This is a genomic window from Nostoc sp. GT001, from assembly GCF_030382115.1.
Lineage (GTDB): Bacteria > Cyanobacteriota > Cyanobacteriia > Cyanobacteriales > Nostocaceae > Nostoc.
This window is the reverse complement of sequence record NZ_JAUDRJ010000003.1, coordinates 5,095,730-5,116,230: the sequence shown is the minus strand read 5'-3', so window position 1 is coordinate 5,116,230 and position 20,501 is coordinate 5,095,730. Positions and strand designations below refer to the sequence as shown.

The window sequence follows — 20,501 nt, the reverse complement described above, 5'->3', positions numbered from 1 at the left end:
TTCTCTGCGGTTTATCGCTTTGTGTCTATGTTAAAAAAAGTGGCTCTGAAACTCAGAGCCACTTCTAAATCTGTATTTTGAAACTGACTAACCTTTCACAATATTCTGATACAGATGTGCGAAACCTTACTTCTCGGCTTCAGCAATAGGAACCCATTCAGTGTGGAAACTTCCGGGTTTGTCGAGACGCAGGTAGGTATGTGCGCCAAAGTAGTCGCGTTGTGCTTGAGTTAGGTTTTGAGGCAAGCGATCGCGGCGATAGCTGTCAAAATAATCTAAGGAGGCGCTAAATGCTGGTACTGGAATTCCAACTGTTGCAGCTGTTGCAATCACTTCCCGCCAAGCAGTCTGTCTATCGAGAATTGTCTGCTTAAATTCGGGAGCTAACAACAGGTTAGGTAATGCTGGATTTTCGCTAAAAGCCTTCTTAATCTTATTCAAGAAGCGAGCGCGAATAATACAACCACCTTTCCAAATCCGTGCCATTTCGCCCAGATTCAAATTCCAGTTATATGTTTTTGAAGCTGTGGATAGCAACGCCATCCCTTGAGCATAAGAACAGATTTTTGAGCAATAGAGAGCATCACGTACTTTGTTGATAAAGTCCTTAGTTTGCCCGTCATACTTGATACTGGGGCCTGTGAGGACTTTCGATGCTGCTACCCGCTCCTCTTTAATCGAAGATATAATCCGGGCATTAACTGCTGCTGTAATTGTAGGAATAGAGACTCCTAATTCCAATGCAGTTTGCACAGTCCAGCGTCCAGTTCCCTTTTGACCAGCAGCGTCAACAATCAAATCCACCAGGGGTTGATTTGTGTCTGGGTCAATATATGGGAAAATATTCTTCGTAATCTCGATCAAAAATGAATCGAGTTCATCGGTGGTGTTCCATTCAGCAAACACGTCATGTAGCTGACTGGGGTTTAATCCAGCGACGTTTTTCAGCAAGTCGTAGGCTTCAGCAATTAGCTGCATATCGCCGTACTCAATGCCGTTATGTACCATTTTCACATAGTGGCCAGAACCACCAGGGCCAATATAGGTTACACAAGGGCCATCATCGACTTGGGCAGCAATTTTGTTGAAAATTGGTGATAGAAACTCGTAAGAGCTTGTTGTACCTCCAGGCATCAGAGATGGGCCATTCAACGCCCCTTCTTCACCGCCACTGACACCCATACCAAGATACCGAAGCCCAGTAGGTTCTAATTCCTGAGTGCGGCGTTCCGTATCTTCAAACCAAGAGTTGCCACCGTCGATAATGATATCGCCTTCTTCTAACAAGGGTTTGAGTTGAGCAATCACCGCATCCACTGGCTTACCAGCTTGCACCATTACTAGAATTTTGCGGGGACGTTCCAATAAGGCAACGAATTCTTCTAGAGTAAAGGCGGCTTTGACGTTCCGTCCTGTAGCACGCTGCGCCATAAACGCATCCGTTTTTTCGCGGGAGCGGTTGTAAACTGCAATTGGGAAGCCATTGCGCTCCACGTTGAGAGCGATGTTCTCACCCATAACGGCTAATCCAATCACACCAAAGCTTTGTAGTGTCATAAAAAATTTCTGGCTAACTCTTGCAGATCCTTTACCTATAAGGGTAGTCCGATATTTTCCGTTCTCCCCTAAAGAAGACCTTAAGACTTGATATAAACGACAAAAATCCACAACTAACATGGATAATTAATTTTAAATTGTATCTAAATCAACAATTGACTGACAAAATTTGCAAAATTGAAATAATTAAAGGACGCAGTAAGGAGTAACCAAATAATGCTGGCATTTGTCCTAGCTTTGGTAGTGGGTCTTGGTAGTTTAGCCATTTATATAGCAGCTTTCTTTTTCCCAGAAATCCATCGTAAGAATGACTTTATCTGGAGTGGCGTAGGATTGTTCTACGCTTTAGTTTTATGGGTATTTGCACCACGCATTACTGGAGGTTTGTTGCTGGGTCATGTGGCTAGTGTGGCTCTTTTGGTCTGGTTTGGCTGGCAAACTCTATCATTACGTCGGCAATTGACCCCACAGGCACAACAAACCCAAGTACCCAGTGCTGAGACGGTAAAAACTGGCATTCAAGAACAGGTAAATAAGTTGTCCCTTCAGGAACGGCTGGGCCAGTTGCAAAAAGGTCTGGGTAGCACCTTCAGTGGTGCGAAAGACAAAGTGCAACAGACTGTGAGTAAAAAGACACCCACAACCCCCAAACCTGAAGATATTACTTCTGTACTGTCAGAGAAACCTGCTATTGAGATTATTGACAAAACTATTGTCATCCCAGAACCACCAGCAGAAGAGACAGTTACTACCGACACCGAAGCAAAAACCGAGAGTGTACCAGAAGCGATTCCACCACATCCCCCATCTCCTGAATTGGTGGAAGCAGCGCAACCAGATTTTGAAATTGAGCATAAGCAACCGATTCCCGTAGAAGAAATTGCTCCAGATGCGGTACTCGCTCCCCCAGCGGAAACGCCACCGGAAGCAATACCGCCGAATTAAGCTGGTTGAATGCAGTGAAACCCAACGTTAACCTAATCCTAATATAGTGTTGGGTTTCACTATTTCCATCAGGCTATTTTAGAGCTAATTTCAAACGCTAATTCATAACGATAGAAGCACACATCAAACGCTAAAAAGAAATTCATGTGTCCTCAAATCAATGGAGCGTTTCTATCTCTTGTCCAAGCAAAAGCTAGCTCTACTGTCGGAAATTGTTCAACATTCGCTATCAACACCAATGGTTTAGAGGGTGTCTGAAAATTTTTTGCATACACCAAACGCTTAGAGATTCTCCTAAATCTAGGGGCTGGGGGTGAGGGCAAAACGTTGTCACCAAGCGGGTTTAGCGTTAAGTTGACACCTATGCACAGCTGCGCGCCCCTACTATTCCTCAGAGTTTGCTTCAGCAGTTTGATACGCTTGTAGGAGCCTAGCATGATCGAGAGTAAATCCTACTTGCATCGCTATCTGGGCAAATAAATCAATCTCAGATTGTTGCCAATTACGGGGTTCAGAACACTGATGTGCAATTAACAAGCCAAATAGCTGCTCATCTTTGATAATTGGTGCTACTAAATTTGCTTTCACACCAAAAGATTCGAGCAGTTTAATGTGACAATCAGCCAAACTAGACTCATAAATGTTGTTGATTGCGACAACGCGACCAGACTGGTACTTTTCTACATAGCCTTGAGTAAAACAGGGGTCGTGAATTTTAGACCGCAAAACTTTGGGATAACCTGGAAGCACTGATTCAGCAATAATAATTCCGAACCAATTAGCGTAAAAGCTATAAACTAACACTCGGTCAGTAGTCAGTGCTTTGCGAACCTCTTCCACGGTAGTTTTGATGATATCCTCTTCTTTGAGGGATTGGCGAATGCTGCGGATAATATCCACTAGTAACTGACTTCGCATCCTTTCAGCTTCGATTCTTTGCAGGAGTCTTGCATGGTCAAGAGCAAATCCTACTTGCATCGCTATCTGGCCAAATAAATCAATCTCAGATTGTTTCCAATCACGGGGTCTGGAGCATTGATGTGCAATTAACAAGCCAAATAGCTGTTCATCTTTAATAATGGGGGCTACTAGATTTGCTTTCACACCAAAGGATTCGAGCAAGTTAATATGGCAGTCAGCCAAACCAGCTTCATAAATGTTGTTGATTGCGAGAACGCGACCAGACTGATAGTCATCTACATAGCCTTGACCGAAACATGGGTCTTGGATTTCAGCTCGCAAAACTTTTGGGTAAGTGAGAACAACTGATTCAGCAATCACTGTTCCAGACCAATCAGCATCAAAGCTATAAACCATCACTCGGTCGGTACTCAGAGCTTTGCGAACCTCTTCCACAGTGGTTTTGAGGACATCCTCTTCGTTGAGTGATTGGCGAATAATGCCGATAGTATCTGCTAACAACTGACTTTGCACACCCTCAGCCTCGATGCGTTGCAGGAGTCTTGCATGGTCGAGAGCAAACCCGACTTGCATGGCTATCTGAGCAAATAAATCAATCTCAGATTGTTGCCAATCACGGGGTCTGGAACATTGATGTGCAATTAATAAGCCAAATAATTGTTCATCTTTGAGAATAGGGGCGACCAAATTTGCTTTCACAGCAAAGGATTCGAGCAAGTTAATGTGACAATCAGCCAAACCAGCTTCATAAATATTGTTTGTGGCTACAACGCGACCAGACTGATACTTTTCTACATAACCCTGACCAAAACAGATATCTTGAATTTCAGACCGCAAAACTTTGGGATAACCTGGAACCACTGATTCGGCAATTATAATTCCAGACCAATTAGGGTAAAAGCTATAAACCAGCACTCGGTCAGTACTCAATGCCTTACGAACCTCTTCCACCGTCGTTTTGAGGACATCTTCTTCGTTGAGCGATTGGCGAATGCTGCGGGTAATTTCGATAAATACCTGAGCGTTATCTGCCTTGGTATCTACTTGTTGTAGAAGGTTGGCGTAGTCAAGGGCAAATCCTACTTGCATGGCTATCTGAGAGAACAAATCAATCTCAGATTGTTGCCAAAAGCGAAGTCTAGAACATTGATGTGCAATCAATAAACCGAATAGCCGTTTGCTTTTGAGAATAGGTGCTACTAAACTAGATTTGACAGCAAATTGCTCCAGCAACTCAATATCAGCATCACTGAGATCGCCTTGATGGATATTATCAGTAGCATGGATGCTACTATTTTGGTATTTTTCTATATACCCTGCCTCAAATCCAGGCTCAGAGACTGTAACCCCTAATATTTTCGGTAAACCAGGCGCTACTGATTCGGCGATAAAGGTTCCATTATATTTGGAGTCGAAGCAAAAAATGGTGACGCGATCGATGCTTAAAGCTTTACGAATTTCTTCTGAGGTAGTTTTGAGAACATCTTCTTCATTGAATGATTCTCGAACCCAGCGGGTAATTTTGATTAATAGTTGGGAATAATCAGCTTCGGCTTCTTTCTCCTGTATTAAAACCGAAAGTAGGTCTGTAAATAAGGTGATGTTTCTCTCTAACATCACTAATTCATCTTGGCCAGCGATGAAGACTTGAGTAAACTCACTGTCTGGACGTAGCCTCTTTTTAATATTATTAGAGATTGCAGCAACATTGCTGACTCGACTCATAACTCGATTCGTCACAAAAACAGCGATCGCACCTGCTAAAATTGCTGTCACTCCCATACCAGTTAACAAGAGTGACAATTGTCTTTGTAGAGCAAGTTCACTTTCTGGTGAACTTTTTACACTCTCTTGTCTTACTTGCGGAATTTGTGTGTTGATTAAATTAATTCCATAATTGTAAGTAGCTGTTCCAATTGCAACCACAGGGAGGACACTGATACTTAGTGCCCAAACCATTGCTTTAGTCTTTAAACTCCATTTTTGTTGCCAGAGTCTCTTTTGGCGATTTCGTCTTGCTTGGTTTTGAGAAAAAGACTGACTCATAAATGAAACCTGGATTGTTGCAATTGAGAATCAATTAAAGAACCTCACCACCAAATTCTACACAAACCTTATTAAACAAAGACTGGCTTTCAGGAGTATTTTGAGGCACTAATTTTCTAAGTCATGTCCCATAATGCTTTTGTTTCCTTTAAATTCAAAAAAATTGGGTCTGATTAACAGGTTTGTTGACAATCTTATGGCGATCGCTTGGTTAGAATGTCTTATTTTCTCATTAGGAGTTGTGGTTTTCTGGCAAGGCAGGCAAACAATCTTTATTTTTTAACAAGGTTTTACAGACTTCTCGCAGTTGCCTTTACCCGTGGTATCATTTTTGCTTGATTACTGATATTACTTTTCAAGTACATGAGGGACAAAATGCAGGATTAATGCATCAGTTTGTACTTCCTGCCCCTCTGCCCCTCTGCTCCCCTGCTCCCCTGCTTCCATTAGCCTAATCTGCAATCAACTCTACTGCATCTCGTCCATCACAATTTTGTAGGTAAACTTTGACAATTTCTTCTTTAGCTGTAGGCAACTTCTTGCCAATAAAATCTGGGTGAATTGGTAATTCTCGATGGCCTCTGTCTACTAACACAGCTAAACGAATCACTTCTGGCCTACCATAATCGTTGACTGCGTTCAAAGCCGCGCGAATCGTCCGTCCTTTGAAAATCACATCATCCACGAGTACAACCGTTTTCCCGGTAAGATCAAAAGGAATTTCGCTTTTCGTTGGAGTCCGCAATCCAATTTTGTCGAGGTCATCTCGATAAAATGTAATATCCAAAGCGCCGACTGACACTGCTACACCTTCTAGCGTCTCAATTTGACGCGCCAATAATTCGGCTAATAACGCACCCCTGGTATAAATACCAAGAAGTACCAGTTGAGACAAATCACGCGTCCTTTCGACAATTTGAGAAGCAAGACGAGTCAAGGTACGACGGATTTCTTCAGATGAGAGAATTTCAACTACTTTGGCAGACATAGCGAGTCATTAGTTAGGAGTGATGAGTTAAGAGTTAGGAGTTTTTATTCTTAACTCTTAACTCCTAACTCCTAACTCCTAACTTTACATTTTATTTGGGAGCATTAAGAATATTGCGATCGCTATCCCTAACCATAGCAAAAAACAATATCGAGTCAGCTGTAAAGCATTCTGAATAGAAGTTGCAGTAATGGCATAAATAGCATCTCCTAGCAGTGGTTTGGACTTGGCTACCCCCCGATACCAATTTGTACCTCCCATCTGCACACCTAAAAATGCAGCATAGGCGCACTCGCTCCAGCCAGAATTGGGACTAGGATCTTTAATTGCATCCCGACGACAAATTTGCCAAATATGCATCGGTTTACCCGATAGCAGTGCCAGAGTCACAACTGTTAACCGACAAGGTAGCCAAGTCAAATAATCTTCTAACCGGGCACAGAACCATCCTAAATAAGTATAGGGTGCTTCTCGATAGCCCACCATTGAATCAAGGGTACTGCTGGCTTTATATGCTAAAGCTAAGGGAGTTGGCCCCACAACTGGTATAAAGACACCAACAATTGCATAAAAAAGCGGAGCCATTACCCCATCTGTGGCATTTTCTGCAACCGTTTCTAAAACGGCTCGGTAAATTTCTGCTTGTGAGAGGTTTTGGGTATCTCGACCAACGTAATTACTTAAAATCTTTCGAGCCTTCTCCAAATCTCCGACTGTTAAAGGTTGTAAAACAGCCTCCGCTGCTACTCGCAAACTTTTGCCAGCAAAACAACTAGCCAAAAGAATGCTATTTATGGCAATTCCTAAGAGTGGATGAACCCATCTGGCAATTTGAATCATCAAAAAGCCAACAAGACCGCTACCAATTATCAAGATAATACCTAGTACAATTCCAGCTAGGCGTTGTGTTAGAGAATTTTGACACAATTGGAGAAAAAATTTGGTTAGGCGAGAAATTACCCACCCCATAACTTGCACTGGATGAGGCCAATCCCAAGGATCGCCAATTAAATAATCTAAAAATGCTGCAATTATTAAGATATAGATATTATTAGTCATAAGTCGCAAGTCTTGGGTTAGAAGTCAAGGGTCAATATTTTGACTATTGACTCTTGACTAAACCACAAAACTAGCTTCTTCTCCAAGGGAAGCTTGCCGACTCCGAGCATCGTAATAAAGGTCTGCCAGAGTAATACTGTATAAAGCTTCTTTGAGTTTTTGGTTGAGTCTCTGCCAGAGGCTAAACGTTACCCAATCTTCAGCTTGTGTAGGTGCTGGGGTGTGATGAGGTAAATGGCTAGTCTCGCCAACAGCTTCTAAGATTTCTCCTATAGATATTTGTGCAGGCTCTCTTGCCAATTGATATCCGCCGATGCTACCACGAATTGATTTAACTATTGACGCACGACGCATTTCTATTAGTAGTTTTTCGAGGTAAGGAGCTGGAATATCTTGGCGTTTTGCGATCGCTCTCACAGATGCAGGCCCATATCTTGGCTGTAAACTTAAATCTAGCAATGCCTTCACACTATAGTGTCCTCTGGTAGTTAATTTCATTTTGGCAAGCTTTGTTGTTTGTCTTTTGTCTTTGTTGGCACTGCATCTCTCTGAAAAGAAATTCTGATGGTCGGCTTCCGACTCTGAGACTTCTTTAGTTTGTCGTTTCTAAATAACCAATGACTAATTACCATTGACCAATGACTAAGGATCAGTTTTGCTTATCATTCTGTGACTCAGTTCTCATCCTTAAGAAATAGACAACCTTTAGAGCGTTAGTTTAGAAAACTTAAAACTTATATAGTCTAGCAGGAATTCACAAACTATATATATAGTTATCAGCATTGCCAGCATTTTCTCAAATAGATTGTCTTGTCAATATTGGTAATGGCATAACAATTGTGCATCTGAGTGTAATATACTTGGCTAGGTTGAGATAAAAACTAAAGGATTATGTTCCTGTTAGCTCAACCTCAGCTAAAATAAAATCGATTCAAACACTTCAAACATTCATTTTCGACCTAAGTTGATGCCTAAACAGAAAAAAATTGAACCCTTACTCGGCGAAGAACTGCTCAAAAAAGTCAAAGAGCTAGAGAACGAGAGCAAAGAAGACAAAGCTAAGAAGTGCGGCTACTATACCGTTACCAAAAATGGTATAGAACGCGTCAATATGATGAAGTTCTTAAATGCCCTAATTGATGCTGAAGGCATTCAGTTAGACAGTACACCCAGCGCTAATGGCCGTGGTGGACGTAGTGCTAGTTATAGAATTAGTGTGCAATCGAATGGTAACTTACTTATAGGTTCAGCTTATACAAAACAGATGAATCTTAAACCAGGAGATGAGTTTCTGATTACTTTAGGCAAAAAACACATTCGTCTGAGACAGGTAGATCCAGAAGATCGCGAAGGTGATGAAGCCATAGAAGCCACGGCTTAATAAATGGTCATTAGTCAATTCTCCGTTGTCCTTTGTCCGTTGTCATTTGTCCTTTGTGAAAAGCAATGACTACAAACAGTCATTAGTCAAGTGTCATTTGTCCTTTGTGAAAAATAATGACCAATGACTAATGACCAATACTTCTCTACGAGAGGCTACACCCGAAGCGAAGCTATGCCGCAGGCTTTACGATTACGCTCAGTACAAGTGACTAATGACTAATGACTAATGACTATATCTGTAGTAGGTAAGACTGGTAAATAGTGGCGAAGAGCCTTGCGCGTGACTGCTAAATTACAGGTTAATGCAATTTGCTCTTTTTCTAATAAACCCAAAATGCGATCGGGTTGGTCTCGTGCTACCACTGGTAATTGATGTAAACCTCGAAGACTCATTCGGTCTAAAGCCTCAGATAAAAGTTCATCTTGCCATGCATAGAGAATTTCAGTAGTACAAATGTCTATGAGGGTTTGACTGGATAAATTATCAGGAATTTCAGTTAGAGAATTTGGGTATGTTTGCCAAATAGCAAGGGCACGGTTAATATCTTCCAAAGAAAGTATACCAACTAATTGCTCTGCTTCATCAAATACTAAAGCACTACGGACGCGATCGCGGGTCATTTCTACAGCGGCATCTAATACTCCCAGAGTTGCAGGTAACTTTTTGGGACAGGGATACATGGCATCTTCTACCAAAATTTGCTGCACAATTTCCGCTTGTTCATCTTTCAATTCTGAAAGACCAATTTGTTGTAGATTAGAGTTAGAGTTAAAAGTTGGTTTAATCCTTTCTACTAACCAAACACTTAAACCCACAGCTGCCATCAACGGTAAAACAATTCGATAGTCACGGGTTAATTCAAACAGCATTAAAATAGCCGTTAACGGCGCTCTCACACTAGCAGCTAGCACTGCTGCCATTCCCACCATTGCGTAAGCTGGGGGAGCCGCCATTTGATCGCAAATTGTCGGGAATGCTACGGCTAACATTTTGGCATAAGCCGATCCAAAAGAAGCACCTAAAAACATTGCTGGTGCAAACAAACCACCGATGAAACCACTACCTGCACTAATTGCAGTCATCAATAACTTCACCACCAACAACATCACCAATAAGTAGAGTGGAAACTCCACATCTTGAAGCATTGCTTCTACAGTTTCATAACCGACACCTAGAATTTGCGGAAACTGCAAAGCAACTGCGCCAATAATTGCACCGCCAATAATTGGATGAATCGGGTCAGGAATTCGTCCCAAAAAGGCAAAACCTGGAACTTTCCCAGCAAAGCAAGCTTTTGCTCCCCGAATTGATTGAGTATAAGCCAGAGAAACGAGGCTGGCCCCTAAACCTAAGCCAAGGTAAAGAGGTAATTCCAAAGGACTGCGAACTTGGTAAACAGGTAAATCAAAAGCAGGTTGGGCCCCCAAACCAATTTGGGCAATTAATGCTGCTACCACCGCTGCTAACAGCACCACACTTACAGCAGAAGTAGCGAAAGATGTCGCTCCCATCACTACTTCTAGAGCAAAAAATACTCCAGCGATGGGGGCATTAAATCCCGCAGCAAGTCCCGCCGCAGCGCCAGCACCCAATAGCAAACGTTGTCGTTCTTGAGATACATTGAGGATCACAGAGAACAACATGCCAAAATTTGCGCCAATTTCGACACTCGGCCCTTCTGGCCCCAAAGAAGCACCGCTCCCTAAAGAAACAGATGCGGCCAGCATTTTGCTAACTGAGTCGTAGTGGTCGCCTAATCTCTTTTCCCTGAGAGGCGGCGATGAGAGATGAAAGTCCAGGGCCAAAGTCTTGAGTGCGCCAGCGCATCAAGCCAACAATTAATCCGCCAAGGGTGGGAACGCAGGCTAAAGTCCAAGCACCCCAGGCGCCAATTTGACCCATTAAATTTTCCAGCATCAAGCTGGTGAACCAACTGGATTAAATAGTGAAAGGTGACTACACCCATACCAGTACCACCGCCAATCAGCATGGCTAAAAACAGCACAACTGTTTCTGGGGATGGCTGAAAACGATTAATTAGGTGAGCTAAACGAGCGGAAGGTGTAGGAAAGGCAGGTTGTTCCGTTACCTTCCTCAGTTGAGTGGGAGGCAAGAGAGTCATTGAGAGGCGGGGTAAATGTAAGAAAAAATTTAAATTTTTATCTGTTACTTATCATTGTGAGCCATTATTTAGCAACCGGACAAGTAGACTTTATTTGCTTAACTTACAAAGCTTTAGCTAAAAATGTCATTGTGCAAAATTTGTGTGGGGAGAATGGTTAAATGAGAGACAATTATTATTTAAGGGTCAGCGATGCCTAAGTTGAGCGTAGCTGCGGCTAGTGGGGTGCGAGTGGGCACCAACACTATTTTTTATAGAGATAACAAAGTTTTTTGGTTGGGTGGAAGTACCTGTAAACATTAATCATGAGTCATCCTTGTTTAAATCTAGCTATACTCGTGTTGCGACTATTGAGGCATCCTTGGTAGTAATAGAATGTATGTATGATTGATGCCTGATATCAGATCGTACATTGATTGACCCCAATTCAATATAGCTATTGTTATAGAGCGAGTAAGTGGACTAGGCGGACGAGGTAAATGAATATACACACTTTTGATAATCATTATGTTACTTGCCCAATTTGCCAAAGAAATGCTACGCCTAAACCAGTTAAAACACGCATGGGCTTGTTTTGCTGTCCCTATTGCCAGGAAAGGCTAGTAGTTTGCCAAAGTGGTCATTATGTCCGCGATCCGTTTACTTGGAGACAATTGATGATGTCTTCGTCGCTACGTCGTCAAAGCCGACCTTTAGCGAGGATTATCAGAGATTTTATTCTACTCAAGCGTCCGATGGTAGCCTTGGCTGTAGGTAGTGCCATTTTCTTTAGTGCGATCGCTTTGACCCAAGAAAAGACAAGTTACGATCGCCAAATCCTTCCCACAACAGAGAAAGTTAATGAACCAGGAAACAAATCCCAGTAAATCGATTACTTTTGTATAAATCAAATTCTACTTTGATTTTTGTAATATTATAACTAAATACTCTGATAAAACCGTGTCTTATTACCCCAAATAGGACACGGTTTTATATTAGACCTGCCTTGAAAATAAGGCAGGAGGCAGATCGCTTTTAGCGTCTCCCCTTCTCCCAAAGGGAGAGGCTAGCGCCAAGGGAGAAGGCAAGAGGAAAAGACATTTTCATTGTTCCTTGTGAGCGCAGCTCATAAAGTCTCTTGCAAAAGTGCTTTTTGCACTCTCGTCGGAAAAGGGAAAAGGTTAAAGCAGGGTGGTTTCATACAAGCAGAGAAAAACTAAAACTGAGTTTCAAAGCCTGGACAAAAAACAAGAACTCAAGACTTATGTATTTTTCTTTTTTCGGATGAAACCATCCTGCCTGTATAACAGTGATATTCGGGATAAAACTGCATTTATCTATTTGAGAAATAATACAAAAACGTCACATAATTCACCAAGGTACTAAGTAATTTTAGTAGTTAAATATAGAAATATTAATTTTGATTTGATAAAAATCAAATTACCGATAAATTACTGACTTTATTGTTAAATATAGAGCTAAAGATGGTAAAAATACCATCAATAATACCACTTTATATCAGTTTAAAAAACCATGTTTAAAAAAATCTTAGCAACAAGTATTGCAACAGTTGGATTAATGATGACTGTTTCAATCTCTGCGGCTCAAGCCAATCCTACTGCAATGACTTGGAGAGTGTTAGGAAGCCCTTTACCGCTTGGCGGCAAAACCTATGTTTTGTTCGGTTCGGATGGTGGCACTAATCCTTATATAGGTGACACTAGTATTAACGAATATCGCTCACTGCTCTGCATTAAAAAGAACCCTCTATTGCCAGCACCATTAGGTCTTCCTCCATCCTACTTAACACCTGGCGGTTCGACCGCAGCTTCTTGGTCTGGCGGTAGTGTGTTGGTGATTCCTAATGTCCAAGGAACGCAATTAACATCTCTAGCAGTTGCAAATAGGATATGCAACGTCGTAGGACAAATTGTTCGTGGTACTTCTGGATATCGGATAGCAGAATTCCATGATGGCACTGGTTTTTTCGCTGGATGGAGTTTTTGGGCAGAAGCCTATGACTACATAAACGGTTTAGCGCAGTCTCCGCCTGCACGCTATTGGGTTTACATCAATAGCACACCTGCGAATCCTTGGCCTTAGAGGTTGTTTGAAAATGCTTCATAGACATAGGAGTGAAAATGTTTGTAGAGACGTAGCAGTGCTATGTCTCTACAAAAGTTTTAGGCAACGAATAATTAATTTCTGAGATGTCTAATGCCCAATCCTCAATACTTCAACAGGCTCAGTACAAGTGCCCAATGCCCCACATTACATTTACAGCCGATTAGTATCTTTTGTGACTAACTTCCAACCTTCAGCTTGGTCAATTAGCTTCATGGACTCTAGTTGAAGATTGTTGAAATCAGATACATTAAGCAGGAAGTAGGGTTGGCCGTTGTAGTGCCAATAATATTCCAGTTCACCAACAGAAGCGGGAATTATGATGCGATCGCTATAATAATCCAACGAGGGACGATGGTAGGGAAAAGATGTGTAAATCTTCCTCGTCGCTGGATTTGCCCTTACAATCATAGCGGCGACTGGTTTAACTGGATAGGCTTCAGATAATTCCCAAACCCAGTAGTTAGATTTCATTAACAGTAGCAGCGAAATATAACTTCCCCAAAACAAAATCTTCAGAAATTGTCCGTCGCCTCGTTCTGCCAATATGGCTGCTAAAGTCATAGTTAAAGCTACTGCGGCAAAAATCAGTTGTAAGTCTGTTTTTGGTGTTGTACCCGAACTGAAATAAATACTACCAGCAGAAGCAGCCACAGCAAGTATTGCCAAACCAGCAACCCAAGCACGGGGATAAGATGAGAGTAAAGGCGAATTTTCCGTTTCTGATAATTGGATACCAAAAGCTAAAGCTAAACTAGGGTAAATCGGGAATAGATACCAGGGAACTTTGGTAATCATGAAGGAAATTACCAGCAGATAAACCCCACTCCACGCCATTACTAGTTTTGCCCAGCTAAGGTTGCGATTTTCCCAGGTTAAGCGGACAGTTTGTGGTAAGAATAATAACCACGGCCATGTGTATTTGAGAAGTTCAATCACATAGTACCAAGGTGGTTCAGAATTACCTTCTACAACTGAGCCAATTCGGCCTAGTGATGGGTTGGCAATACCAATTTGGGCGAAAGTATAACCATAGCGAATTAGTTGGGCACCATACCAACCAGCTACAGGTAGAATGCCGATTAAGATTGCGATCCAGAGATAGTAACAAGTGAGCAGTCGTGGCGTATCCCAAAACAGAAATACAATTGCGATCGCACCGAGTAATACACCTAGCAGTCCTTGAGTTAAACAAATAAACCCAAAGCTAATACCAACACCAAGACAATAGCGTAAATCTCGGCGCGATCGCAACACGCACAACATCATCACCATCAAAAAACTTACCATCGCCCCATCTAACATTGCTAACCGCCCATGACGTACCACGGGTAGCATTGTTAGGTAAATCAAGGCGCTATAAATAGCAGCCCAACGTTGGCGAAATATCTCTCGAGCAATGCAATACAGTAAAGGTACAGATGTTGCTGTTAAAATTGCTCCAGGTAGGCGCGTTGTCAACTCATTTTCGCCTCCTAGAGAATAAGCCCAAGCTATTAGCAAATGCATCAAAGGCGGCTTGTTGTGATATGGTTCGCCTCCTAACGTTGGGTAAAGCCAACGCATTGAACCTGCTGGGGCGTGCCAAATTTCACGAGCAACCTGTGCCACAGTACCTTCATCCCAATCTCGCAGCGGCAACCCTCCCAGATTGATGCTAAACAGTAATACTGCTGCCAACAGCAATACTATTAGCCATACCCAATCAATCCATTTGCCAACCGTGCGATGCTGTTTTTCCAGATGACTCCAAATAAAGCTTCCTTCTTGCATATTCTCTGGTAATCATTTTACTTGCTGGTTTGATTACATAGAGACATCTAGCGAATCTCCCATGTTGCCACCCAGTAACAACGTATGTTCTTAACAATTGCTAGTTTCCAAGATTAACTCAAATTTTTATAATTAGCGCTATTTTTTGAAAAAATTATATTGGTTATTTAAATCACATTTCAGCTAATAAATGATAAAAATAATACAATCAATTATTTATTACCTGTCAGATAGTCCGTAAATAAACTTGTATTTTCTTTTTGAGGTGACGCTTAGTTTAAATTTTATCTATTTACTTTTTATCTGGCTAAGTCCAGAAATTTTATACCTGATTACTACACCAATTAAATGGTATACTGAATACTTAAAAAAATACCATAAAATTTTTTAAATAGTAGTTTGACGAAAAACATAATTATTTATTTTTTAATAAAGCAATTTTAATAATTATTAATTAAAAATCGTCCTTCATAAAACTGATTTGGCTTTTTTAATTTTAATTAAGCAACTCTTGAATTTAGATATCTATGATCTACAATTTTTTAAGGACTTTCGATAACAATAAATAGCTAAAAATTATTGGAGACTGTCAATGAATTTACCTGTAGTTGTAGATATTACTCTTGGCTTGGTTTTTATTTACTTGATTTTGAGCTTGCTAGCTTCAGAAATTCAGGAACTAATTGCCACATTATTACAATGGAGAGCTAAACATTTAAGAACTTCAATTGAATTACTTTTATCAGGTGGTAGTGAAAGTGAAAAATCAGATATTATTAATGCAATCCATTTGGTACAGAAACTTTATAACGATCCTTTGATTAATACATTGAATCAACAAGCTAAGGGTAAAGTAGAAAAGCATTTCCAGGAAATTACTAAAAAACCTGATAAAATAGTACTAGAAAAACAAAGCGGCCCTTCCTATCTTCCTTCGGAAACATTTTCAATTACTTTATTAGATACCTTAAAAATTCCTGAGCTAATTAATTATGTTAAACATCCTAGTGAAGAATCAAAAACCAATTTGCAGATGATATTAGCCTCTTATAAAGAACTTAAAAAAGGTATTAATAGTCCAAATAGTGCAAGTTACACAAAAATTCAAGAAATTTATGGAGATATTGACCAGAAATTTATAGATTTTGTTAATAAAGAGTTACCTGATGAAGTCCCTGATAGTTTAATTAAGAGTCTTAGTGTAATTGCTCAACGTAGCAGGATAAAGATTGGCGATCTCACCGAGGAAGTAAATCAATTTAAAAATGAAGTAGAAACATGGTTTGATCGCTCGATGGATCGAGCAAGCGGTGTTTATAAGCGCAATGCCAAAGGAGTTGCTATTTTAATTGGAATATTAGTTGCCTTTTTAACTAATACTGATACATTTCACTTGGTTAAAAGACTGTCGCAGGATTCGGTTATCCGCTCTACCATTACTCAAAGTGCAAGTCAACGAATCGATTATATTAACGATCAAGAAGCTAGAAAGGAGATTGAAAAGCTATTAGGAAATGCTTCTATACCGATTGGATGGCAAAATATTAATCAACAGTTTGAGTTATTAGATACAACGAAATCGAATATAGTTTACATCAGAATTTCACAGGTTTTTAAATTAATTTGCGGTTGGATAGTGAGTGGTTTTGCTATTGCTATGGGTGCGCCTTTTTGGTTTGATATCCTGAATAAAGTTATCAATGTGCGGAATGCAGGGCCAAAACCTGTTGCGTATACTAAGGATCAACCGTCTCAAAAATAGTGTTTCAATTAAATCAAAAAATAAAAATAACTTGGAGTTTTAATTCTTTATTCTGACAAACAATCTCAATTTGTCTAATAAATTCTCGAAAGTAAAATCTTCGTTCTGTTTCCGACAAATCTAACCAAAATTGTGGTATTGAAACAGCTTGAGCAACAGAACGCAAGTTAACTGGCGGGAGAATTGCCAACTTTGCTTCGAGTGCAGAAATTTCTGTGCGGAGTTTGTAAGCCCTTAACTTTGCTGTTTCATCATCTAAAATTCCAGTTTCAATTAAAGCGGGTAACTGAGCAAGTATTTCTTGCTGACGAGCGATCGCTTGTCCTAAACTATTCTTGAATGCATCCAATTGGGGAAAATTCATTCCTGCTACCGCCAGAGGTAAATCACGGCAAACCCTTTCAATTGTATGTTCCAACACCTCTTGGTAGGGAATCGCCTTACACTTGGGGCTTTGAGGACAGCTAGTGGAACGTAAATAAAGATACTCCTTATCTTGGTTGCGTTGGGTAACACGGGTAACTGTCAGATGCGACTGACACTCAGCACAGACAACCAACCCAGCCAGAGAACGCGGTGCGCTAGCAGTTCGGGATGGTAAACGGCTGTTACGGCGTAAAAGTCGGTCAACTTGGGCTGCTTCTTCCTTAGAAATTATCGGAATATGGGTATTGGAGATAATTTCACCATTTTGGTAAGCTGTATTGCCGCGATAGACTGGATTAGTCAGCCAGCGTCTTCCTGTGGTGACAGAGATTTTCTTGCCGTATTTTTTCGCCAAGTAACGGACTGAACCTCGCAGGGAACCATAGAGTAAAAAGTGTTCAAAAAAATCTTTGACAACTGGTGATGTACTGCGATCAATGGTATATTTTGCCTTACCTCTGCGATAGCCGTAGGGAACTTTGCCGGGTGGCGGTGCAATCTCAAGACGATTACGGGCGTGTCCTTGGCGGATGCGGCGGCTACGTTGCTGACGTTGGATTGCGTGTAGTAAATTCAGCAAGTCAGCGCCCAGAGGGTAATTTTCAGAAGTGTAGGGTTGTTCAGTGGCGATTACTGCGATTCCCATGACTTCAAGTTGATTGAGCCGATCGCTAATTTCCTCTACAGTATCCCCCAATTCTTCCAACCGACGAATCAGGAGATAATCTGCTGGTTCAGTTTGGCAATCAGTAAATAATTGTTGTAATTGCGATCGCCCAGAGGATTTTTGCTTGCCTAAATCTTCATAAATCCGATCCACCTCCCATCCCCAATCTGCTTGATCGGGAGAGGATTCTAATAGCGGATCGGTGTAAGAGTAGGCAATTATTTTCAAAGGTTTAGCGCAGTATCACAAAGAAATGATATCAGTTGTAACTACTAGCTTGACGACAAAACATCAAGTGATACTGTCCGCCTAGTGCCATGAGTTCGTCATGAGTGCCTACTTCGATAATTTGACCATGTTCTAGTACTACTACTCGATCTGCTAGTTTTGCCAAAGCGAGGCGATGGCTAACTACAACGGCTATTCTACCCTTCGCTAAGTTACGCAAAATATTGTAAATCTCATGTTCTGTTTTCGGATCGAGGTTCGCCGTTGGTTCATCAAGGATGACTAATTCAGCCGGAGAGAGTCGCAGCAAAGCACGAGCGATCGCTAATCTTTGCCATTGTCCCCCTGATAGATCGATACCTCCTTCTAGCTGTTTCCCTAACAGGGTTTCTAAGCCTTGATCGAGATTTTGAATTACTTTAGCCAAACCAGCCTCAGCGATCGCTTCCGTGATGGCGGCGTCATCCTGCATTTTAGGCAAATCCCCAAAGGCAACATTCTCGCGCACGGTAGTCGGAAAACGAGCGTAATCTTGCATGACTACATCAATCCGCGATCGCAATTGTTCTAATGGGAGCGATCGTAAATCTTGCCCATTCCAAATAATCGCACCTTGGCTAGGATCGTAAAGGCGACATAATAGCTTTGCTAATGTAGTCTTGCCAGCACCATTCTCACCCACAAGTACAATCATCTCGTTGGGGTGAATCGTCAGGTTGATGTTTTTCAGAATTGGCTGATTGCTATTGGGATAGGTAAAGGATAGATTTTTGATGTCAATACCTGTTTGCGATGCTTCATACTCAGTTGCATTTACATCTGATAAAGCTTGCCGATAATCAGATGAATTATTCCCATTTTTTTGAAATTTCCGATTGTTAACAGCCGATTCCCTGACTTTTCCTGATACATTTGTTACTGACTTTGATTGAGAACCGGACAACTGTGGCTCTAACTCCAAAAGCTGGAAAATAGGTGTTGTTGCCAGTGCAATATTATACAACTCTGACCCGCCAGACATCAGATTCTCCAAACTCCGATGCACTTCCAAAATTACCCCAGTGTAAAGCGCCAAATCCCCCAAAGTATGGGTTCCACCGATCACTCCCTGGACTACGTATACGTATGGCAACGCCAAACCAAAACCACTCAATAAAGACCAGCCAATAACGCCTGTTGTCCCCCGACGGCGGATTTGTTGCATTGCCCGAAAAATAGTCCGGTAAAGCCCGTGCCAGCGTTCTAATAATAAGGTTTGCAAGCTAAATAAGCGTATTTCTTTGGCGTATGTCTCTCCGGTTAAAACCGTTTTATATAAGTTCATTTCACGAAGAACACTCGCTTGGGTTCTTTCTACTCCCCAAACTTGCTTACGGTATTTCATCTGCACATACATCACAGGGGTAACGCAGCTAAACAAAATTAGCGGTACCCACCAAGCAAGAGACACCAAAAGCAGTATGGCTGGAATGAAGATAAAAACTCCCTCTAAGATCGTCACAAGCCTCATACAAAGCTCTGGAAGCCGTTGCACTCCCTTTTCGGTCAACTGCACCAAATTGAGCAAATCGGGTGTTTCAAACAGGGCAATATCTTCAAAAGTGGCAACCTTCTCAATTACTTGTCCTTGGACAAAACCGGAAATGCGGTCGCGCAGTGAAGTATATACAAAGGGATTGATGTTAGCGATCGCATCACTGACCAAATTTACCAACAGTGAACCTGCAATACTGTACAGTAGCAGCGGTTGCGAAAGTATCAGGGCGATGGCATTCTGCGTTGTCCCTGTACTCAATAAGCGGGTAATTTCATCAATGATCGTTTTGTTGAGCCAAATGGCGATCGCTGAGCCTGCACCACCCATTAATGTCAGTATTGTTACATAGCGTAGCTCCTTTGGAACTACCTGTATCACTGTTACTACACTCCGGCGAAATGCTTGGAATGGAGAAATTTCAATTATTTGCATATATTTTAAAGTAGCAAATAATAGCAAAATTCCCAGACAGACGTTGTGATCTCAATTCAACTCGTAGAGAAGTGCGGGCTACGCCTAAGCACTATTTTTCCCGACTTATACAAGAAGTCTATTTTCTTGGTTTGATGCCCAAGTACATTTGCAATATGCACCGGAAGAATTTGAGTGTCCAGTGGCACTTGGGTATGAAAAGTAATTATTGATACTGTATTTAGCTATAACAAATCTAAAAATATTTCCAAGTATATACGAGCCTGCTTTCAAATCTTAGCTAGGGCAGAACGCTTAACTGACCGATTTGGTTTTTCTGAGCAAAGTAAACGCTCATATCAGACCATTTCTTAACAAGTGTACTTACGTAAAATCTGCGTTTATTACATAGATACATTGAAGTTAAAGTAAAAATAAATCACAGTAAATTAGCTGGTTACAATTTAGCGTTAGCCTCAATACGATATAACACAATACACCTAAAGTATTGATGTAGAGAAGCTATTTATCACATCTTCAAAGACCAATTATCCTTCAATTAACTGTATTGC

Annotated in this window: 13 protein-coding genes and 1 pseudogene; 5 read left to right on the top strand and 9 right to left on the bottom strand. The window is 41.2% G+C overall.

Annotation, left to right across the window (positions count from 1 at the left end):
- Positions 1-126: 126 nt before the first annotated feature.
- Positions 127-1,557 carry an NADP-dependent phosphogluconate dehydrogenase gene (gene gnd, locus QUD05_RS24600; protein WP_289798381.1) on the bottom strand — a complete coding sequence of 477 codons (1,431 nt, stop codon included), beginning with the start codon at positions 1,555-1,557 and terminating at the stop codon, positions 127-129.
- A gap of 216 nt (positions 1,558-1,773) precedes the next feature.
- Here gnd and QUD05_RS24595 point away from each other — a divergent pair, with 216 nt between their 5' ends.
- Positions 1,774-2,502, top strand: coding sequence for a Ycf66 family protein (locus tag QUD05_RS24595; RefSeq protein WP_289798380.1), 729 nt, complete (start codon positions 1,774-1,776; stop codon positions 2,500-2,502).
- A 384-nt stretch (positions 2,503-2,886) separates the two neighbouring features.
- On the opposite strand, the gene QUD05_RS24590 is transcribed toward QUD05_RS24595, so the two are convergent.
- The 4 genes from QUD05_RS24590 to QUD05_RS24575 form a co-directional block, all read right to left on the bottom strand.
- Complete coding sequence (locus QUD05_RS24590; RefSeq protein WP_289798379.1) at positions 2,887-5,469, bottom strand: GAF domain-containing protein; 2,583 nt, start codon at positions 5,467-5,469, stop codon at positions 2,887-2,889.
- 451 nt (positions 5,470-5,920) lie between these two features.
- Positions 5,921-6,457 carry a bifunctional pyr operon transcriptional regulator/uracil phosphoribosyltransferase PyrR gene (gene pyrR, locus QUD05_RS24585; protein ID WP_094353001.1) on the bottom strand — a complete coding sequence of 179 codons (537 nt, stop codon included), beginning with the start codon at positions 6,455-6,457 and terminating at the stop codon, positions 5,921-5,923.
- Positions 6,458-6,541: 84 nt separating this feature from the next.
- Positions 6,542-7,516 carry an adenosylcobinamide-phosphate synthase CbiB gene (gene cbiB, locus QUD05_RS24580; RefSeq protein WP_289798378.1) on the bottom strand — a complete coding sequence of 325 codons (975 nt, stop codon included), beginning with the start codon at positions 7,514-7,516 and terminating at the stop codon, positions 6,542-6,544.
- A gap of 57 nt (positions 7,517-7,573) precedes the next feature.
- The gene (locus QUD05_RS24575) at positions 7,574-8,014 is read right to left on the bottom strand and encodes an Rrf2 family transcriptional regulator (RefSeq protein ID WP_289798377.1); all 441 of its coding nucleotides are present in this window, start codon (positions 8,012-8,014) and stop codon (positions 7,574-7,576) included.
- A gap of 469 nt (positions 8,015-8,483) precedes the next feature.
- Here QUD05_RS24575 and QUD05_RS24570 point away from each other — a divergent pair, with 469 nt between their 5' ends.
- Positions 8,484-8,897, top strand: a complete 414-nt coding sequence (locus QUD05_RS24570; protein ID WP_094353004.1) for an AbrB family transcriptional regulator — start codon at positions 8,484-8,486, stop codon at positions 8,895-8,897.
- Positions 8,898-9,115: 218 nt separating this feature from the next.
- Here the strand turns inward: QUD05_RS24570 and QUD05_RS24565 are convergent.
- Positions 9,116-11,022, bottom strand: a pseudogene (locus tag QUD05_RS24565) (chloride channel protein).
- Between the two features lie 479 nt (positions 11,023-11,501).
- Between QUD05_RS24565 and QUD05_RS24560 the strand changes: the two are divergent.
- Both QUD05_RS24560 and QUD05_RS24555 read left to right on the top strand, forming a co-directional pair.
- The gene (locus tag QUD05_RS24560) at positions 11,502-11,888 is read left to right on the top strand and encodes a hypothetical protein (RefSeq protein WP_289798376.1); all 387 of its coding nucleotides are present in this window, start codon (positions 11,502-11,504) and stop codon (positions 11,886-11,888) included.
- 646 nt (positions 11,889-12,534) lie between these two features.
- Positions 12,535-13,104: a hypothetical protein gene (locus QUD05_RS24555; RefSeq protein WP_289798375.1), complete on the top strand. Its 570-nt coding sequence runs from the start codon at positions 12,535-12,537 to the stop codon at positions 13,102-13,104.
- Between the two features lie 174 nt (positions 13,105-13,278).
- Here QUD05_RS24555 and QUD05_RS24550 read toward each other — a convergent pair whose 3' ends face one another.
- A complete protein-coding gene (locus QUD05_RS24550) occupies positions 13,279-14,898 on the bottom strand; it encodes an ArnT family glycosyltransferase (protein WP_289798374.1) in 1,620 nt (539 codons plus the stop codon).
- Between the two features lie 592 nt (positions 14,899-15,490).
- Between QUD05_RS24550 and QUD05_RS24545 the strand changes: the two genes are divergently transcribed.
- Positions 15,491-16,660, top strand: coding sequence for a hypothetical protein (locus QUD05_RS24545; RefSeq protein ID WP_289798373.1), 1,170 nt, complete (start codon positions 15,491-15,493; stop codon positions 16,658-16,660).
- Positions 16,661-16,673: 13 nt separating this feature from the next.
- Here the strand turns inward: QUD05_RS24545 and QUD05_RS24540 are convergent, their stop codons facing one another.
- Positions 16,674-17,981, bottom strand: coding sequence for a recombinase family protein (locus tag QUD05_RS24540; protein ID WP_289798372.1), 1,308 nt, complete (start codon positions 17,979-17,981; stop codon positions 16,674-16,676).
- Positions 17,982-18,012: 31 nt separating this feature from the next.
- Entirely contained in the window at positions 18,013-19,950 is a 1,938-nt protein-coding gene (locus QUD05_RS24535; RefSeq protein ID WP_289798371.1) for an ABC transporter ATP-binding protein, read from the bottom strand.
- Between the last annotated feature and the right edge of the window lie 551 nt (positions 19,951-20,501).